Annotated in this window: 17 protein-coding genes; 12 read left to right on the top strand and 5 right to left on the bottom strand. The window is 43.8% G+C overall.

Annotation, left to right across the window (positions count from 1 at the left end; translation table 11 throughout):
* Window positions 1-115: 115 nt before the first annotated feature.
* On the bottom strand, window positions 116-379 hold the full coding sequence (locus tag V7K85_RS15140) for a ParB N-terminal domain-containing protein (RefSeq protein WP_012410090.1): 264 nt from the start codon (window positions 377-379) through the stop codon (window positions 116-118).
* Window positions 380-679: 300 nt separating this feature from the next.
* On the opposite strand from V7K85_RS15140, the gene V7K85_RS15135 reads away from it, so the two are divergent.
* Window positions 680-2,269: a SpoIID/LytB domain-containing protein gene (locus tag V7K85_RS15135; protein WP_334814494.1), complete on the top strand. Its 1,590-nt coding sequence runs from the start codon at window positions 680-682 to the stop codon at window positions 2,267-2,269.
* A 207-nt stretch (window positions 2,270-2,476) separates the two neighbouring features.
* Here V7K85_RS15135 and V7K85_RS15130 read toward each other — a convergent pair whose 3' ends face one another.
* Window positions 2,477-2,776, bottom strand: coding sequence for a ferredoxin (locus tag V7K85_RS15130; protein ID WP_334814460.1), 300 nt, complete (start codon window positions 2,774-2,776; stop codon window positions 2,477-2,479).
* Window positions 2,777-3,717: 941 nt separating this feature from the next.
* Here V7K85_RS15130 and V7K85_RS15125 point away from each other — a divergent pair.
* From V7K85_RS15125 to V7K85_RS15100, 6 genes are all read left to right on the top strand, one after another.
* The gene (locus V7K85_RS15125; protein ID WP_334814493.1) at window positions 3,718-4,719 is read left to right on the top strand and encodes a Gfo/Idh/MocA family protein; all 1,002 of its coding nucleotides are present in this window, start codon (window positions 3,718-3,720) and stop codon (window positions 4,717-4,719) included.
* A gap of 20 nt (window positions 4,720-4,739) precedes the next feature.
* Window positions 4,740-5,516 carry a type I methionyl aminopeptidase gene (gene map, locus V7K85_RS15120; RefSeq protein WP_334814459.1) on the top strand — a complete coding sequence of 259 codons (777 nt, stop codon included), beginning with the start codon at window positions 4,740-4,742 and terminating at the stop codon, window positions 5,514-5,516.
* A 33-nt stretch (window positions 5,517-5,549) separates the two neighbouring features.
* The gene (locus V7K85_RS15115; protein ID WP_334814458.1) at window positions 5,550-5,759 is read left to right on the top strand and encodes a hypothetical protein; all 210 of its coding nucleotides are present in this window, start codon (window positions 5,550-5,552) and stop codon (window positions 5,757-5,759) included.
* 189 nt (window positions 5,760-5,948) lie between these two features.
* Window positions 5,949-6,224 (top strand): Uma2 family endonuclease, encoded by a 276-nt coding sequence (locus V7K85_RS15110; RefSeq protein ID WP_442940588.1) that lies wholly within the window; start codon window positions 5,949-5,951, stop codon window positions 6,222-6,224.
* Window positions 6,225-6,863: 639 nt separating this feature from the next.
* A complete protein-coding gene (locus V7K85_RS15105; protein WP_334814457.1) occupies window positions 6,864-7,541 on the top strand; it encodes a calcium-binding protein in 678 nt (225 codons plus the stop codon).
* A 344-nt stretch (window positions 7,542-7,885) separates the two neighbouring features.
* Window positions 7,886-8,500, top strand: coding sequence for a Uma2 family endonuclease (locus tag V7K85_RS15100; protein ID WP_334814456.1), 615 nt, complete (start codon window positions 7,886-7,888; stop codon window positions 8,498-8,500).
* 20 nt (window positions 8,501-8,520) lie between these two features.
* Here the strand turns inward: V7K85_RS15100 and V7K85_RS15095 are convergent, their stop codons facing one another.
* Window positions 8,521-9,873 carry a pentapeptide repeat-containing protein gene (locus V7K85_RS15095; protein WP_334814455.1) on the bottom strand — a complete coding sequence of 451 codons (1,353 nt, stop codon included), beginning with the start codon at window positions 9,871-9,873 and terminating at the stop codon, window positions 8,521-8,523.
* A gap of 240 nt (window positions 9,874-10,113) precedes the next feature.
* A complete protein-coding gene (locus V7K85_RS15090; protein WP_334814454.1) occupies window positions 10,114-11,496 on the bottom strand; it encodes a DUF3370 domain-containing protein in 1,383 nt (460 codons plus the stop codon).
* Between the two features lie 193 nt (window positions 11,497-11,689).
* Here V7K85_RS15090 and V7K85_RS15085 point away from each other — a divergent pair, with 193 nt between their 5' ends.
* Window positions 11,690-13,702: a S9 family peptidase gene (locus V7K85_RS15085; protein WP_334814453.1), complete on the top strand. Its 2,013-nt coding sequence runs from the start codon at window positions 11,690-11,692 to the stop codon at window positions 13,700-13,702.
* 270 nt (window positions 13,703-13,972) lie between these two features.
* Here V7K85_RS15085 and chlP read toward each other — a convergent pair whose 3' ends face one another.
* Window positions 13,973-15,193, bottom strand: a complete 1,221-nt coding sequence (chlP, locus tag V7K85_RS15080) for a geranylgeranyl reductase (RefSeq protein WP_334814452.1) — start codon at window positions 15,191-15,193, stop codon at window positions 13,973-13,975.
* A gap of 394 nt (window positions 15,194-15,587) precedes the next feature.
* Here chlP and V7K85_RS15075 point away from each other — a divergent pair, with 394 nt between their 5' ends.
* The 4 genes from V7K85_RS15075 to V7K85_RS15060 form a co-directional block, all read left to right on the top strand.
* Window positions 15,588-16,064: a hypothetical protein gene (locus V7K85_RS15075; protein WP_334814451.1), complete on the top strand. Its 477-nt coding sequence runs from the start codon at window positions 15,588-15,590 to the stop codon at window positions 16,062-16,064.
* 444 nt (window positions 16,065-16,508) lie between these two features.
* Window positions 16,509-17,546 (top strand): HEAT repeat domain-containing protein, encoded by a 1,038-nt coding sequence (locus tag V7K85_RS15070; protein WP_334814450.1) that lies wholly within the window; start codon window positions 16,509-16,511, stop codon window positions 17,544-17,546.
* Between the two features lie 4 nt (window positions 17,547-17,550).
* Entirely contained in the window at window positions 17,551-18,450 is a 900-nt protein-coding gene (locus V7K85_RS15065; RefSeq protein WP_334814449.1) for a HEAT repeat domain-containing protein, read from the top strand.
* A 42-nt stretch (window positions 18,451-18,492) separates the two neighbouring features.
* A partial coding sequence (locus V7K85_RS15060) for a hypothetical protein (protein WP_334814448.1) occupies window positions 18,493-18,677 on the top strand: 185 nt, incomplete at its 3' end.

Here is an 18,677-nt window from a genome sequence, read left to right as displayed (position 1 = left end):
TTTTCTCCTAATTAGGTTATATGTAATTGGGGATTGGGCATTGAGCATTGGGGATTGGGCATTGGGAATACTCTAATTCCCCACTCACTATTCCCTATTCCCCATGCCCCATGCCCTATGCTAAGTGCATCTTCAGAACGCTGCGGGGTGCTTTACGGACTCTGGCTAAAACGGTTTCTTTGCCTAAACGCTGGCAAGCTTCATACCGATGGCAACCAGAAAAGCCATAATATTGTCCATCTACTTCTAGGACATCAATAGGTTCTTGCTGCCCAATTTCCGCAATCGATTCCATTAAGGCTTGCACTTTATTTGGATCGTTTGCACGGGGTAATGGGCGTTTTATCTGATTTAATGGAATTTCTTGGACTCTAACCATAAGGAGTTTATCCAACTAGTTCTGTTTTGTGTCTCTAAATAAATCATAGTCATTATGACTTCGTTTTGCAACCACTTTGGAGGCAAAACTGGTAATGGTATCATTGGAGCACTCATGCGACAAAAAAACCGCGCTATAAAGCAATTGGAAAATCAGCTCCTACGCCGCATTAAGGGGCAGAAGACGCTTGTGACGCTCGATGACTTAAAGAGGCTGCGCTATCGCCTTTGGCGTCTCCCTTTGGGAAAAGACTCGCTATCGCTTCTCTACAAGACGCGCAAGGGACGCTATCAGGTAGCCATGAAATTTTCGTTTTGGCGTTTTTCCCACACTGTGCTGACAACATTTTGTCTATTGGGACTAACTGCTGCATCAGGGCCTGAGAGCAACATCCAGGGTATGGAACTGAAAATTGGGATTGTGCAGCGATTTGGCGAACAACCCACAGCCAAGCTGCAACTGGAACCCATAAAAGGCGATCGCTTAAAGCTAAAATTTCAAGCGGGCAACAAGCAGCAAATCCTGGTTACCAAGAACCCTGTAAAGCTGGAAACAGTCATGCAAGCTTTACCCCAGTCAGCAGTCGAAGAAGTGGTAGTTTTGGGCACATACCGTACCTTTGAAACTGCGGAAGACAGTGCTAATAAATGGCGTTCTCAGGGAATGGAAGTGGAAATAGCCCAGCCAGAACGCTGGCAGGTTTGGGCTAAACGAGATGTTTACAGCACTCCTTTACTGCGACGATTACTATTGCAGAACATCCAAGCTTCTACCAAAGAAAAAGTATATCTTGATACTAAAGTTTTGAAACAAGTGCCGCGAGTGAGTTGGGTGGTGGATGGTAACCGCTATAGCCCGAATGATTTAGAAATTAGCGCTGATAAAAACTTGATTCGGGTGAATAAAAGCGAAAAACAAGAGTTTGCTCGTCTTTATGCTGGGCAACTAAATTTGCAGCCAAATGCCTACGGCACATACACTCTAGTTAACCAAGTACCTTTAGAAACTTATTTGCGTGGGGTTCTGCCTTACGAAATAGGCACAGATGCACCAACAGCAGCGCTAGAAGCCCAGGCAATTCTTGCCCGGACTTATGCTTTGAGAAATTTACGCAGGTTTGCCGCAGATAACTATCAGTTGTGTGCTGATACTCACTGCCAAGTTTATTATGGGCTGAATGGAGCGGCGGCCAAAACAGACCGAGCGATCGCCTTAACCAGGGGTAAGGTACTAACTTATAAAAATGAACTAGTAGATGCCCTGTATTCTTCTACCACTGGTGGCGTCACAGCCTACTTCAGCGATGTCTGGAATGGCGATGATCGTCCCTATCTACGCCCTGTACTGGATGCTGCGACTAATTTTTGGAACTTGTCTAAGCAGAGTTTAACAGATGAAAAAAACTTTCAAAAATTTATTAATACGCAACAAGGATTTAATGAAAGCAAGTGGGATATGTTTCGTTGGCACAAGGAAACCTCTTTAAAGGATATTACCAAAGACCTACAGAAATTTTTGCAGGTGAAAAACAGTCCCGATGCCAAATTTAAGACAATTCAGGCTATGGCAGTAGTGAAGCGAAGTCAGAGTGGACGCATCCTTGAACTCGCGGTTAAAACTGATCACAGCACCTTTGTTCTCCACAAAGACGAAGTTCGTAGTGCCTTTGCTGCTCCTAAAAGTACACTTTTTTACATAGAACCCCTGAACAAAGGCAAACCCGAACTGTGGGGGTACGCTTTTATTGGGGGTGGATTAGGGCATGGAGTCGGCTTGAGTCAAACTGGCGCTCAAAATTTAGCTAAATTAGGTTGGTCAAGTCCAAAAATTCTCCAATTCTACTATCCTGGTACTCAGATTCAAATTCTTAGCAAAGAGATTAAACTTTAAGCTAATCAGGAAACTCCATACTTAAAAAATCAAGCAGGAACACAAAGTCTACTTTGTGTTCCTGCTGAACACGAAATTAGGCTTTTTGTCAAAGTCGCTTTCAGAGGTACACATGGCATTGGAAGGGTGTTGACCCTAAATGCCTTGCTTCTATTTTTTCAACATAATTAACTCTTGCAAGAGGTTTATTGTTGAAATGCCCAACTCTTAATAGAGTTCTTCTTCTTTGTGAGTTTCGATTGTTACGTCAGAGGTTGGGTAAGCGACACAGGTAAGTACGTATCCAGCTTGTATTTGATCGTCATCTAAGAATGACTGGTCACCCTGATCAACGGTACCCTTTACAAGTTTACCTGCACAGGTCGAGCAAGCACCAGCGCGGCAAGAGTAAGGCAGGTCAAGACCAGCTTCTTCGGCAGCGTCTAGAATATAGGTATCGTCATCAACGTCAAGTGTTTCGTTCAGCCCTTCGGCCTCGTTGACTAGTGTGACTTTAAAAGTTGCCATTAAGTAATCCTCTCTTTTGAAAACGGCAGTATAAGTTATCTTTAAGCAAAGGTCACGGCTGTTCTGTGGGATTAGCCGCTGGTTAAAATTTGCTTCAATTCTGATACTACGAGAAAAATTAAACGATGTAACTGGAAATTGAACCCGATTAGTAATGAAATTTTGTTACTTAATCCTGATAAGTTTTATTTATATTATTTCCGGTCATAGTCAGGCTGTGATTAGAAAAAACTATCTTAGGGGTAAAAAAGCATGAATAGGATTAATACATCTGTATTTTGTAAGACTTACGCAGAAGAGATGCCTAACTTCCCTTAAAAAGCAGGGCTGTTTGATTCGTTCAGGTAGAGATATTGTCTAATATCACCAGCGAAAAATCAGCTTTGAGTCGGTAATCCCAAAATTACCGCGACAACTAAATTTAAGTGCCTGCACTTCTGGTGCGTCTGCTACGCGAATGCAGCAGCGGTTCTCTACGAGACGCACTCACGTTCGCGATCGCCATGATAATTGTTGAATCAGATTTTTTAATCACCTGATTTTTTGGGGTTAGAGGCTTGTAAATTAGCGCCTTTTAGGGAAAGAAACAACCCTACCCTTAAAAAGGGAGCTTTTAAGGCTTGATCAAAGGGATCTAGGTTTCAGATTTCCATTGCGTAAGTCCTGATTTCAATCCCATTCCAATTGTTTTTTTTTGCCTACTCTTCTCCTTCTGCTGTGGTTGATGTTGCGCGTCCTCAGCTTTAAGAGTAGGGGTACGAAAACGACTACATCGAACTGCATACGTATTTTTGCCTAGCTTTAAATAAAGTCTCATACGTCCTTGAGGGGGTAGGACGAATGTTGTAGAGTCTAAACTAGTGAAATCATTGGATTCTACATTAAGAGAGAATCTCACCACTATAAGCGTGGCAGGATCAAAAACAGAACTAGTGAGGATTATGTATAATCCAGAAGCAGCTTTGGAAAAAGCAAGAGTGCGTGTAGGTTTGGTGGGTACTGGGTATGCGGCAAAGTTTCGGACTGAGGCATTTCTCCATGATCAGCGAATGCGATCGCATTTAGTCGCAGTTGTTGGTTATACCCCAGAAAAAACAGAAACCTTTGCCAGAGAGTACCAGATTAAAGCGTTGAGTTCTTGGCAAGAGCTAGTAGAGCGTGAAGATATAGACCTAGTGGTGATTTCCACTATTAATCGAGATCATGGTGCGATCGCTCGTGCAGCACTTACCAACGGTAAACATGTAATTGTAGAGTATCCTCTTTCGTTGGATGTGGTTGAAGCTGAGGAACTGATTGCCTTAGCCAAAGCACAACAAAAACTCCTGCACGTGGAACACCTGGAACTTTTGGGTGGTTTGCATCAAGCCTTAAAGCAAAACTTAGCCAAAATTGGTGAGGTGTTTTATGTTCGCTATAGCACCATCAATCCCCAGAATCCTGCACCCCGGAAATGGACTTATAACCATGAGCTTTTCGGCTTTCCTTTAATTGGTGCGCTATCTCGCCTACATCGTCTCACCGATTTATTTGGTAAAGTATTTACTGTTAACTGTCACCAACGATATTGGGAAATAGAATCAGAATACTACCAAACCTGTTTTTGCACTAGTGAACTGTCCTTTAACAGTGGACTTTTAGCCCAAGTAGTCTATGGCAAAGGTGAAAGTATTTGGCAATCAGAACGCAAGTTTGAAGTTCACGGTGAAAAAGGTGGTTTAATTTTTGATGGCGACACAGGATTGTTTATCCAGCCAGGGGAAACAACACCTATAGAAGTTGCCCCTCGCCGGGGTTTATTCGCCAAAGACACGAGTATGGTGTTAGACCATCTTTTTGATGGCACTCCTTTGTATGTTACCCCAGAGGAGAGCTTGTATACCCTAAAGGTTGCTGATGCTGCTCAAAGAGCTGCACAGACAGGGTTAACTATGTTTATGTAAAGATATCTAGATAAAAATTAATGAAAACCGAACTAATTGTTATTTTATCCCAACGAGAATTAGACAAAATGCGTCAAGCTGGGCGTTTAGCAGCCAAACTTCTCCAGCATTTGGAACCGTTTGTGAAGCCAGGAGTTAGCACTCTCGAACTCAATGATGAAGCCGAACGTTGGACACAAGCGCATGGAGCAAAAAGCGCACCCCTTGGCTATAAAGGTTATCCTAAATCGATTTGTACCAGTGTAAATGAGGTAATTTGTCACGGCATTCCCAACGCCAAGCAAATCCTCAAAGAAGGTGACATCATTAATATTGATGTAACGCCGATTGTTGAAAGTTACCACGGCGATACATCCAAGACATTTTTTGTCGGTACTCCTTCCCCAAAAACGAGAAAACTGGTAGAGGTGACAGAAGAGTGTCTCCGCCTGGGTATTGCTGAAGTTAAACCTGGGGCACGCATTGGCGACATTGGTGCAGCTATTCAAGAGTATGCTGAAGCACAAGGTTTTTCTGTAGTGCGAGATTTTGTTGGACACGGCATCAGTAACATTTTCCATACTGCGCCGGATATTCCCCACTATGGCACACGTGGTAAGGGCAAGCGCCTCAGACCAGGGATGGTTTTTACCATTGAGCCAATGATTAATGAAGGCACTTACGAAGTCGAAGTTCTGGGCGATAAATGGACTGCTGTAACGCGCGATCGCAAGCTTTCTGCTCAATGTGAGCATACCTTAGCTGTAACTGAAGATGGCGTTGAAATTCTTACCCTACCAGAAGGCGAGAATTACTAAACTGGTAGATTTTTCTACTACTTGATTAACATAATGGCTCAAACTCTTGCAGCCGAAAATATCACACTTGAGCAATTAATATTGCTCTATGGATTAGAGTTAGTTGATTCGGAAGAATTCTTTCGAGAGTGGCAAGATGACCTACCGGAACTGACAAACTTAAGAATTGCAGCTATTGGATCAAATAAAGGCAGGTTACATAAATTTACGAAACTATCCGCCTTTATTAGAAAATACAGTTAACACGATTGTTTTATCGCCACTGCTATCCATTGGCAAGTTTTATTTACCTCTTTTTCACCTCAAATTAGAGAAATCTATCGAGATTGAAACACAAGACAACCAAACTATCATTAAAGGACGAATTGATTTCTTACTTCTAAATCAAAAATTCTGGGTATAGGTCAAAATTCAGCCTTTAGACCTAATGTTGTGATTCTTGATCAGACGGCTTTGGCGAATGAGCCATTATGGAAAACTGAGCCAGTGATTACACTAGGCAAATCTGTTAAATTGGTCGTGGAGGTTGTCAGTACTAATTGGCAAAATGACTATGCCCGGAAAGTGGAAGACTACGAAGCTTTAGGCATTGGGGAGTATTGGATCGTAGATTATTTAGAGTTGGGAGGCAAACGCTACATTGGCTTATCCAAACAACCAGTGATTACAATTTATCAGTTAGTAAATGGAATTTATCAAGCACAATAATTTAGGGGAACAGAACGCCTCATCTCCCAAACATTTCCATACCTGAATTTGACCGCAGAACAGATATTTGTTGCAGGTCGCTAGAGTTAGGATTGGGAAACATGTGGCGTTCTCTGGGGAGAAGTATGTGAACTACTTAATAATTCGTTAGTGGCGGTTATGTTGGAAAAGCGCAAAAACGATATAACATGACTCTTGGCACTATTTTGATGTCAACAATTATCGATATAGCGCTTCTGGCTTAAGTGCAATACAGACCTAACCCCCAACCCCTTCCCTACTAGCGTTGGGGAGTAAGATTCAAAGCCTCTCTCCTTTGAGGAGAGAGGAATGGAAGTGAGGTTAAACTGTGTTGCATCCAAGCAAGAACCGCTATAAATCTAGTCCTTCTCAAATCTTCAGAGTTAATAGCAAAGACCTGTTCAAATCGGGTGTAGTTCTGTTATCTCTTCCCACTCGTTATTTTTCCACCTTATTTTCTCGGTGTTGCTGAATGAAAGTGTGAAACTCCATGTTTTAAACTGTTTCCTTTGCGCCTTTGGAGGAAACCAAATTCATACTTTTAATCAGCAACACCGTTTGATGATGGGGAAGTGATGAGGTAATTTTTTACCCTCTAAGTTAAGGAGAAACTCATCAATGGCAGATAGAACTATTAACGGTACTAATTATGGTGAGAGTCTGACTGACTACAATCCCTCTTTTTTGGATCCGGACTCCAGTCTTGAATTTACTGAAATTAATATAGTTACCATCAACGGATTTGGCGGTGACGACATTCTGAGCGGGTTTGATTTTTTTAGCAGCTATTTTATCAATGGCGGTGCTGGCAACGATTTCCTTTCTGGCAGTATTAACGGTGATGTCCTCGCAGGGGATGATCCCGATGGCGTTGCTGGTAACGATGTCCTCGTAGGGTTGGACGGTGACGATGCCCTCTTTGGCTTTGGTGGCAACGATACTCTCATAGGGGGTACAGGCACCGATACTCTCTATGGGGGTGATGGCAACGATGTTTTCCGGTTTGACTCAGTTTCAGATAGTCAACCTGGTTTGTCACGGGATATTATCAAAGATTTTGTTGGAAATGGTAACTTGACCGGTGACAGAATCGATCTATCTCGTATAGACGCTAACACCACCATAAAAGGCGACCAAGCCTTCACTTACATTGGGACTCGCGCATTCACAGCAGCAGGTCAAATCCGTTATTCAAAAGATATTCTCCAAGGTAACACTGATAGTAATCTATCGGCTAATTTCGAGATTCAGCTTGAAGGATCACCACTACTAGTGGCAAGCGATATTATCGTTTAACGAACTTTGGGGGTTTAAGTCCCCTGTCTCTACAGGCAGCGTTAGAAATACTAACTGTAGTAGGTTGGGTTAAGCGGAGCGAAACCCAACGTTTTCGCGCTTGTTGGGTTTCGTTCCTCAACCCAACCTACAAAAAATTAAATTTCGACTATATTGAATTCGGGGTATCGTTTATTGAATTCGGGGTATCGTTTATTGAATTCGGGGTATCGTTTATTGAATTCGGGGTATCGTTTATTGAATTCGGGCAACCCCCAAGAATTTACATAAAGCCATTTAATATATTTGTAATCCTAATCAACATTTATTGCATGATAAAGTAAAACATATATGGATGTAAGATTATGACCCAAGCGTTGCCAAAGTTACTAACCTTCAATGAATTTATTGAATGGTATCCCAACGATGGAAAACGCTATGAGTTGCACAAAGGAGTAATTGTTGAAATCTTCGCCCCAACGGGTTCGCATGAAAAAGTTTTAGGATTTATAGCCCATAAGCTAACTGTGGAGTTTGATTGTCTTAATTTACCCTATGGAATTCCCAAAACTGCATTAGTCAAAACTCCTTCTGCCGAATCTGCTTATTCGCCTGATGTGTTGCTGCTAAATCTTGATAATCTCGACAAGGAACCGCTTTTTCAAAAACAGTCAACAGTAAGCCAAGCAGCATCGGTTCCAATAGTCATCGAAGTTGTTTCAACCAACTGGCGAGATGATTACTACAATAAACTTAGGGATTATGAAGAAATGGGCATTCCCGAATATTGGATTGCTGATTATGCTGCATTGGGTGCCAGAAAGTTCATTGGCAATCCCAAACAACCCACTATTTTTGTATGCGAATTAGTTGATGGCGAATATCAAATGACAGCGTTTCAAGGTAACACCGCGATTTCATCACCTACCTTTCCACAATTAAATTTAACTGCACAGCAGATTTTTAATGCGGCTAACTAATTTTTTATCTAGTCTTATAACTATCTTCCCAACTTATTAGGAATACCTTCACAACCACCAGGAATAGTACCTCTAGTTTTTTCACCACCCCAAGTGCAACAGTAGTGACGTGCAGACTCAGACATCCGCTGCACATTCGTCAAATCGGCATTTTCTACCACAGCGCCAGTGTGTTCGCCGATTTCATAATCTGGTGGTTCAGTGCGACTGCGGGGTGATGCTTTTTCCACTATACCGTAGAATAGGCGAACTCCATTGAGGTCAGCACTACTGAGATTAGCATTATATAAAATTGTGCGGGAGAGGTTGGCTTTTACTAAGTCACAACTGACCAGATTAGCGCGGACAAGATTAGCTTCGCTGAGGTCAGTCCAACGCAAATCAGTACCGGAAAGGTCTGCTCCCGCTAGCATTACGCCTAAATCAATGACACGCACACCTTCCAGGCGGTCTTCTGCATATCCGCCACTCCCATCAAGAATGGCTCGACCCAATCGCTGATCGCGTTTTAGGGGTGACAGCAACTTGGAACGTGAGAGAAAGCGGAGAATTTTCGCTTTCCCACTGCCATCAACACTACTTAAAATTGCCGCAGTGCGTCCTTCGGCGATCGCTCTCTCTTGGGGCCAATCTTCTAATAATCCTTCTTGATCTAATACTAAGTCTGAAACGCCTTGAAAATAGGAATCAATTGTCTGTTGCTGGGTAATAATGTTTTGCTGAACTGTTAGCAGGTTTTGCTGAATTGTCAAGTCTTTGGAAATGACATATTGTCGCCACGCCACGTAAACGGCAATGACGGCGATGAGAATTTGCCCCAAAGCGCCAAACCAGTCTGCTAGGGTTCCAGCAATGTCCCAGTCAATCTGGTGTCCCCAAAGCAGTAAGCGATCGCCTACACCTGTAAACTTGATCAAGCCGATGATAGCTACTATGAGTCCCAAAAAGGCAACAAACAGGGTGCGTTCTTCGGGTGAAAACCACTCGTCTAAGGCTTTTTGCAACCAAGGCAATAGTATCGCTAGGGATAACAGCAAAGTTATCAGTGTTCCGATAATACCGATGATCCAGTTATTTAAGATAACTCCAAGAAAAGTGATGGCGATCGCTATTAGAGTAATTAGCAATGCCCTCGGCTTAACTGTAAATAGCTTGGTAGTGGGTTGCTGGAGGTCAGAACGGGCTAGTTGGAGAGCATTTGTATATTGCGGAGATTTCAAAAATGCGATCGCTGCTAGGGCTTGTTGTGTCGCTAGTGGTTCTGAGGTTAGGTTCTTCTCAGTTGCACCACCGTCAAAGTCATCTGGTTGCAAGTCTTTTTCCGGGACTGGTTCTGGGGTTGGTAGATTAGAGGAATCGGATTCAATCGTCATGTTTTCTATTTTGCCCCAGCACATTTAGTTCAGCATCTGTTTTATCAGAAATTGCACTAAATCTAAAACGAAAAGCCTGTATTTTATGCAGATGAGAAATGCTAAATTTAACAGTTTTCAATTGTGTGTACTTCACGCAATTTGTCGGGGAACCACAGCAGTTCATCTGTATTAACTTAACGTAGAAACTCGCGCTGGGAAACGTGGTAAACGTTTTTCGATAAACTTTTTTATTCCCGTCTACCCTCTGCCTGATGTTTGGCCTACAGTTTGAATTGTCAGCATTTGAGGGGGGACAGCATCAGGTGGGTAGAGAAAATCCACTTCTACCATTCGCCGCTGGCCAGGAGATATTTTTAATTGAGCAAGCGGTTCTCCCATCTGTCCCTCTTGTTGAACTAAATGCCAGTATTGGGTTCTGGGTAAGCCGTTATCGTCATTGTAGCGAATACGAACTGTGCCTCGGAAAAAGACGGATGTTTGGGGTGGTGAAAAAAAGCGAAGCCCTGGTTTACTTAACTCATCTTCTTTAATAGGTGTTTGCAAAAGCACATTTATAGTTTGCGGCTTATCCGTATTGTTGATTAATGGTAGAGAGATGTTGTATTCAATGCCGTAGTTGCCGTGAGCTTCGTAAGCAGTACCAGGATAACGCGCTACTAGTTTAGCAGTTTGGTTTTGTCCAGTACCCATTTTGCCTGCTAAAAGGGTACTTAAACCGTAGGAAAAAGCTTGTCCTGATTCGGGAATTGTCAGGTATGAACTATTCGAGTCGGTAACTTGTGCTTGCCAACGAGAGCCAACAGCTACCCCCGCTACCCGTCCGTAAATTTCTGTTGCCCCTGCAAGGTGATTTGGAGGACTGGGGGCAGGTTCACGGGGTCCTGCAAAATCACCATTTTCTAACAAGTTCTCCCATTCTTCTAAAGTGGGCGCTCGTTCACTACCATCGGGATTGGGTTTAGCAAACATGGCCAGGTTCGCCAGATAAACTGGACTATCACTATACAAATGCAACAAAGTAGAACGTCCATTCAATGGCGGTGTTAAAGTCCGCACTGGAATGGGAAGATTCATTAACATCCGACTTTGTTTTGCTGGAATTACCAACTGGGCTGGCCATCCTGACTGTCGTCTGACTCGCAGCACATCATTCATGACGCGATCGCCAGGCCCAGCATAAATGTTTCCCGAATTATTTGATTGCATGGCGGGAAGTTTGATAAAAGGTGCATCAGGTTGACTAACATAACTAGCTGCTTGCAAGATGTTGACAGTTGTAGGGCGATCGCTTGGATTGTAAACAATCACTCCCAAATAAAGAGTCCGCAAATCATTTGGAGTTTCAATCGCTCCAGCAATGTGGTGAGAAAATAAATCAAACCGTCCCTGAAATGGAAAGTTCAGGTGGGCGCTAGGCACTCTTTTGCCTTGAGGAGGAAATGTAGACAGCAAAATGCCTTCACTGTGAACTTCTTCTGGGTTATTACTGTTAAATACCGGTACTGCATCAAGATGTCCTCTTAAAGCTCTTGTTTGTTGGGGAATGAAGATTTCCTGGGGTTCAGGTGCTGGAGAAGGCGCTGCTTGAGCCAAAAGCAAATAGGAAATAAAATTAAGCATTTATTCAAAAAGCAATTTATCGCTCAACTTCAGAATACAGCATACCTAATCTATATCTCCTGCAATCCGTGACAAGTTAGAGGATGTTTGCCAAAACCCTTACTAACTGTTTGTAAAATATGGTTGCAAGTAACAGCCACCAAAGTGACTAACAGATGTAAAATAAGCGTCCATGCTAATTTTTACAACCAAAATGAAAAGGTTCAAGGAACTCGCATTAGCTTGTGGTGCGATCGCTGCTTTGATCAGTACGAGTCTCAAGGTTCAGGCGACGTCCAAGCGGCTGATTAACCTAGACGATCTGTCTGCTCTCCACCAAGTCAGTGAACCGCAAATTTCTCAAGATGGAGCTTGGATAGTCTATACGGTCAAGAGTACCGATATCAATAATGATTCTGTCAACAACCATATTTATATGACTTCGTGGGATGGCTCCCGCACCCTAAAATTAACTAACAGCAAAGATAGCGAAAGTTCTCCTCGTTTCAGTCCCGATGGAAAGTATCTGACCTTTCTCTCCAGTCGTCAGTCCGGCAGTGAAGGCAATCAAATTTGGCTGCTGAATCTTGCCGGTGGAGAAGCAGAAAAGATTTCAGATTTTCCAGGAGGCATTTCTGATTTCGTTTGGTCACCCGATGGCAAACGACTAGCTGTAATCGCCGAAGATCCACCCGAAGAAACTCAGAACGAACAAAAGACCGCAGAGCCAATTGTCATTGATCGCTTTCAATTTCAGGAGGACGGCGTTGGATATCTCGGAAAAAGTCGCGAACACCTCTACGTGTTTGACTTAGCAACCCACAAAGCAGATATTCTGACGCCAGGTGAGTTTAATGAGTATTTGCCCAGCTGGTCTCCAGATGGGAAGAAGATTGCTTTTGTCAGCAAGCGTGGTGCTGATTTTGATCGGCATAACAATTGGGATGTCTACACAATCGAAGCCCAACCAGGATCAAAAGTACGTCAAATAACCACCAATGAAGGCCCCGATTGCGATCCCTCCTGGGGTAGCCGACCTGTTTGGAGTCCAGATGGGAAGTTAATAGCCTATCTACAAGGAGGCCCTCAAAAACTAATTGAGTACGCTGTTTACCATCTTGCCGTTATTCCATCGGAAGGAGGTACTCCACGCCTGTTAACAGCAAAACTTGATTGCAATGTTGTTAAGCCACGCTTTACATCTGATGGCAAATCAATTCTGTTTTTGCTGGAAGACGATGGCAATGTTCACCTAGCAAAAGTACCAGTAGCAGGCGGTAAGATAGAGCGATTGCTAGCTGGACGGAGAAATATCAGCGCCTTTGACTTAGGGGGTGACGACAGGATTGCCTTGTTATCTTCAATACCGCAGGAGCCAAGTGAGGTTTTCACCCTCAAAGGCACTGAACTGCATTCAATATCGCACCAAAACCAGGAATTGCTTGTCCAACTTCTATTAGGGACGACGGAAGAAATTAGTTTCAAGAGTAAAGATGGCACCCAAATCCACGGTTTCTTAGTCAAACCACCGAATTTTCAACCAGGAAAGAAATACCCAACACTCCTTGAGCTTCATGGTGGCCCAGTCGGGCAGTACACAAACCAGTTTATGTTTGACTGGCAACTGTTTGCTGCAAAAGGTTATGTTGTCGTTGCAGTTAATCCACGGGGTAGTTCGGGACGGGGTGAAGCGTTCTCGAAGGCTATTTACGCTGACTGGGGAAATAAAGATGTTCAAGATGTCCTTGCTGCTGTTGACTACGTTGAAGCACAAGGGCTAGCCGATCCATCTCGGTTGGGAATAAATGGATGGAGCTACGGTGGTATGTTAACAAACTATACTATCGCTCAAGATACCCGTTTCAAAGCTGCGGTAAGTGGAGCTAGCATTTCCAATATTTTGGCAGGATATGGTAGTGACGAGTATGTTTATGACTACGAACAGGAACTGGGCGTGCCGTGGAAAAACCTCAATACTTGGCTACGAGTTTCTTTTCCATTCCTGCACGCCGACCGAATTGTGACACCAACACTATTTCTGGGTGGTGATCGGGATGCTGCTGTTCCGTTGCACAACTCCGAACAGATGTATGAGGCACTCAAAAGTTTAGGGGTTGATACTGAATTGATTATTTATCCTGGGCAATCCCACGGTATTAGCAAGCCGAGTTACCAGCGCGATCGCTTACAACGCTATCTTATTTGGTATGACAAGCATGGGTTGTGAGTATCAATAGATACTGTTAGCCAACTTCACAAATTACCGAAAAGTCTGAGAAGCCCAGGGTGTGCTTCTCGCCCAAAAAATGACTAGATGTTGAGCATTCGCCCCCTTGCCAATACTGATCTATAAACCAATGGTTTACAAATACTATCGTTAAGCAGGGTGGACAGGATGCCCTCAAGTTCTGATGGTCGGAAACCTCCCCTCAGACTTCTTTCCACCCCGCAAAATTAGGTAATTTATTTGTTGTCAGTCCCAGTATTCCCCACTCAGTTAAGGTGCAAGGGCATTACCCCGAATTAGACTACCAATGGTTTTGGCAGTAATTTTCAGTTGGGTGATCGGATTAGCTGGGACAACCGTCTTATACAGATAGCTATCGAATGTTAGCCGCTGGACATCGAGGTCATCGCACATTTCCACAAACGCCTCGCGGGTGGCGTTGGAACGATAGAACACAGTTTGCAAAATGTCCAGCACCTTGTAAGTGAGTCCGTATCTTTTATCCCAACGCTTCAGATAAACCTTGAGGTCATCTTCTGTAGGAATACGGCTACCACTGTTAGAGGCTTCTACAATGGTTTCAGCACACATCCGCCCGGATTTAGCAGCAAAATAAATACCTTCACCAGAGGATTTGGTAACGTAACCAGCAGCATCTCCCACCAAAGCGATGCGACCGACAACACGACGGGGACGGGGATGTTCAGGAATGGGGTGGGCTTCTACTTTGATGATTTTACCGCCTGCCAGTTTCTCGGAAGCACGGGCGCGGATACCTGCTTGTAACTGTTTGATGCTGGCTTTATTAACCTGCATTGTACCAGTACCGACAGCTACGTGGTCATATTTGGGGAAAACCCAAGCGTAGAAGTCAGTAGAAACGTCATCGCCGACATACATTTCGGCCAGGTCGTTATAGTAAGCCATTTTGTCTTCGGGTAAGCGAATTCGCTCTTGGAAAGCGATCGCATAATTATAATCCCCAGCGTCCATTTCTTTAGCAACGCGAGAATTAGCCCCATCCGCCCCAATAATTAAATCCACTTTCAGGGTTTTGGCAATACCCTGTGATATACCTTCTGTATGGTCAACGTAATGGATGGTATAGGGATCAGTATTGTTTCCTGGTATATCAAGTTTATGAACAGTGGCATTAATTAAATTTGCACCTACTTTTGCCGCGCGATCGCGCAAAAAGCCATCCAGCACTTCCCGGCGGCACATTCCTATATATTCATCTTCATTTATCAGATTGATATCAACCTCGCGATTGGAAGGCGAAATCATTTTCATCTTCCGTACCCGGCGATCGATAATCTCTGGTGGTAAATCAAATTCACTCACCATACATAGGGGAATTGCGCCCCCACAAGGCTTCGCATTGTCTAGCTTCCGCTCAAACAGGTAGGTTTCAATCCCAGAGGCTGCCAGTGTTTCTGCGGCAGATGAACCAGCAGGGCCTGACCCAATAACAGCAACCCGTAGTGTCAAAGGTCTTTCTCCCAATCTTCACATTTACCGAGAGCATACTACCACGGTCTTTCGGCTGATTTGGCGCTTTACCTCCAGGTTTCGACTGAAATGCAATATTCCTTAATGTTTCGATACGAAAAGCGAGATGGGGAATGGATTGCATTTACTAGTGGGAATCATAACAATTCATTTAGCTTGAAGCGTAAGTTTTACCCCACCCTAACCCTTCCCTTATAAAGGGGAGGGAACTAGATTTCTTTTTTCCCCCCTTTATAAGGGGGGATTAAGGGGGTAATTCGACTTGTGTGTACAACCAGAGAGGTTAATTTCCTTACTCCCCATGCCCAAATTTGTGCGATCGCATTTATTCAGTGGGAATCATAACAAATAGATTCACCACAGTAAATATCCAATGGCTTACCAAAACATTACAGGCTCCCTTTCCCCAGCAGATATCCAAGAAATTAAAGCAGCCTTTGCGACTATCCAAGCAAAGATGCCTTTTCTCGTGACTCTAAGTGTGGAAGAACGACGCAAGTTATTTAAGATGGGCGATAAAAGCCTAGCTTTTGTCAACACTAGCCTGACTGCTGCCCAATCTAACCGAGAAATTCTCCCAGCCAGCTTTGATATAGATGATTTTGTGCGGGATTATCAATTAGCAATCACACTTACTGAGCTTTTGATTGGATTGCGACAACTGACAGAACAAGTAGATGATACCTTAATGGCAGTCGGCAGCGAAGCAATAGGCAGCAGTTTGACAGTTTATGATTACGTCAAGACTGCTGCTAAGAAAACTCCAGGGTTAAAAACGATTGCCGAACAGTTAGGGGAACGGTTTAAAGCTATTAAAAGTAAACCTGCTAAAACTAACTCTGATTCATAAGCAAATATTGCCATTCGGTTTATAGCCGTTCTCATTTGCGTCAAATACAACCATTCGTAGGGGCACAGCATGCTGTGCCCCTACCGCGTATCGTGGTGTAGTGCATTCAAACAATAAGTGCTGTAGTCTTTGAATTCCGCAAATGAGTAGTTAAACCTCATTAATGAGTCTTTAATACTCATCGGCGAGTCTTTGATACTCATCGGCGAGTCTTTGATACTCGCGGGAGAGTCTTTGATACTCGCGGGAGAGTCTTTGATACTCGCGGGAGAGTCTTTAATACTCATCGGCGAGTCTTTAATACTGGCGCGAGAGTCTTTGATACTCGTAAATGCGATCGTTTACCACTTGTTGATACCAAGTTGCATTCTCAATCAGGAATTACGAATTGCAAGGTTGTTATTATACTCATAACCGCCTGTAATCTGCCACTTTGCTCCAAACATGATCACAACTCCCCGCCACCACAGCAAGCCTTCTCGCTTTATCCTTTATGCTTTAACCTTCATCCTTTCTTTCCTTTTTTGTCTACCTTGGATTAACGCCAAACAAACCCCTAAACCCAAACCGCAACCCTGGCAGATTGAGGGTATAGTAGCAGCTCTTGAGGACAGCTACCCCAACGTGAAGGGATATGCTTTTGCCAAATTAGCTGAATATAAGCCGCAAGATTTAAAAATTGTGCTTAAAAAACCGGAGAAAATTGCTGAGAAAGCCGCTAACATCCTCAAGGATAAAAAGGTTGACTCAAATGTTCGTCGCAGTGCAGCAGAGGCATTGAGCAACTTCGGGCAGGCGGCGGCTCAATACATCCCTGACATCCTCAAATTCCTCAAGGATAAAAAGGTTGACTCAGATGTTCGTCGCAGTGCAGCAGTGGCATTGAGCAACTTCGGGCAGGCGGCGGCTCAATACATCCCTGACATCCTCAAATTCCTCAAGGATAAAAAGGTTGACTCAGATGTTCGTGGCAGAGCAGCAGAGGTATTGAGCAACTTCGGGCAGGCGGCGGCTCAATACATCCCTGACATCGCCAATATCTTCAAGGATGAAAAGGTTGACTCAGATGTTCGTGGCAGAGCAGCAGAGGCATTGAGCAAGTTCGGGCAGGCGGCGGCTCAATACATCCCTGACATCCTCAAATTCCTCAAGGATGAAAAGGTTGACTTAAATGTTCGTCGCAGTGCAGCAGAGGCATTGAGCAAGTTCGGGCAGGCGGCAACTCAATACATCCCTGACATCCTCAAATTCCTCAAGGATGAAAAGGTTGACTCAGATGTTCGTCGCAGTGCAGCAGAGGCATTGAGCAACTTCGGGCAGGCGGCGGCTCAATACATCCCTGACATCCTCAAATTCCTCAAGGATAAAAAGGTTGACTCATTGGTTCGTGACAATGCAGTAGAGGCATTGAGCAACTTCGGGCAGGCGGCGGCTCAATACATCCCTGACATCCTCAAATTCCTCAAGGATAATAAAGGTTGACTCATTGGTTCGTGACAATGCAGTAGAGGCATTGAGCAACTTCGGGCAGGCGGCGGCTCAATACATCCCTGACATCGCCAATATCCTCAAAGATGAAAACGTTGACAAATATGTTCGTGGCAGTGCAGCAGAGGTATTAGGAAAAATCAGACAACTGAAGTTAGAAGAGGTTGTTGTAATTTTGAATTATGCCTACGAACCAAATCAACAATTCTTTAGTCTTCCCTCTGAGAATAATAACTTTGAATTTTGGCGATTTTGGACTTATTTCTTAGGTGGCAGTAGTGAGGAAGTCAAAACCCTACTAAGATGGCTAGGCAGACCTCAAGCAATTCCTGATAAACTGACACATGATGAAGGTGTAAAAACACTAGAACTCTTTCTTAAAACCTGGGAACTTAGCCAAGATTTAGCGCAATTACACGAAGACTTAGCCAAAGAAATCGCCGTAGTCGCCAGAAAAGTTTCTTGGCAACCAGGAGATATTGTCATTTTAGAAAAGCACTACAACAACCTCAAAGGACTCAACGAAGCTGATTCACTGCAATCAGTCATAGTTAACCTCAAGGGTTGGCAGTGGTTTTTTAACGCCAGAACTACTATTTTGATTCATGCTGCCTTTTGGCTTGCCCTCATCTTCGCCTACCCCAAATTTCCCCAAGTCCAAGCCATCTTCTTCTGGAACCCTTGGGTACGCCGTATTCTCGGTGTCGGCTATGTCGGCTTTCTCCTCACCTGGGTTCCACCCTTCCGCCGCAAATTATTTGAACCATTCAAACCTTCCCTGTTAGCCGATGCCGGCTTAGATAATTTTTATGAGCAATCATACTTCCCAGAATCTAAAGTCAAAGTTCCCACTTCAGGGGACATCCTGCCAATTACCGCAGCATTACCCAGTATTTAAGGACAAATTATCTTAGAAGGAGATTCCGGCTTAGGCAAGTCGATGTTTCTCCGCCATCTGTTGAAAAATCAAGAGCGCATAGTCGTTTATCTCCCCGCCCAAAAATGTCATAAAGGTGTAATTGAGGCAATTCAAGACAAGCTACACGGCCAAGCCCAAGATGCCGGCTTCCTGAAAAACCTGATTTACAGTGGCGCGATAGATATCTGCATCGACGGACTCAACGA

Source organism: Nostoc sp., assembly GCF_036917615.1.
Classification (GTDB): domain Bacteria; phylum Cyanobacteriota; class Cyanobacteriia; order Cyanobacteriales; family Nostocaceae; genus Nostoc.
This window is presented reverse-complemented; position numbering and strand designations above follow the sequence as displayed.